1 protein-coding gene is annotated in these 749 nt (G+C 70.1%); it reads right to left on the reverse strand.

What is annotated here, in order from left to right:
- Positions 1–302: 302 nt before the first annotated feature.
- Entirely contained in the window at positions 303–728 is a 426-nt protein-coding gene (locus tag E1281_RS39805; RefSeq protein ID WP_243717825.1) for a carboxymuconolactone decarboxylase family protein, read from the reverse strand.
- Positions 729–749: the final 21 nt, after the last annotated feature.

The following is a 749-nucleotide window of genomic DNA, read 5'->3' on the forward strand; positions in this document are numbered from 1 at the left end:
CCCCGAAAAGCTGGGCCCCGTACACTGCCGCCCCCCCACCGCCCCATAACCCCATCACCCCTGAACCCAAACAAGAACCCAGAAAACCCCCGTAAACCCATTCACCACTTCCCCACACCACAGAATTCGCATCGCCCGAAACGTCCATAGGCCGCGCCGCCCCCGCCCTGGCATACCCGTCCACCGACCGGCGGACCGGCCCCGGCCACGACCGCCACCCGGCCCGCGGACCGCCCGCGCTCGGCTTTGCGGTCGGCCGCGCTCGGCCCGCGGTCGGACCGCGGTCGGCTTCCGGTCAGCGGTCAGTTGGTGATGTGCGCGAACATGCCGGGCTCGTAGGAACCGCCCCGCTGGTGGACGATCACACCGAGCCGGTTGGCGGCGTTGATCATTGCGACCACGTAGACCAGCGCGGCGGTCTGGTCCTCGTCGTAGTGCTCGCGCACCCGGGACCAGGTCTCGTCGGACACGCCCTGGTGGGCGTCGGCGAGCCGGGTGCCCTCTTCGGCCAGGGCCAGTGCGGCGCGCTCGGCCTCGGTGAACACCGTCGACTCGCGCCAGGCCGCGACCAGGTTGAGCCGGACCGTGTCCTCCCCGGCGGCCGCAGCCTCCTTGGTGTGGAGTGGAGCGCCCCGGGTTGGGTGGAGGCCCTGATACCTGGAAGGGTGAGGGGCTATGGCACCCCCGAGGAAGTACTCCCCTGAGCTGCGTGAACGCGCGATCCGGATGGTCTTTGAACTGCGTGAGCA

Source organism: Actinomadura sp. KC345 (assembly GCF_004348515.1).
Lineage (GTDB): Bacteria > Actinomycetota > Actinomycetes > Streptosporangiales > Streptosporangiaceae > Spirillospora.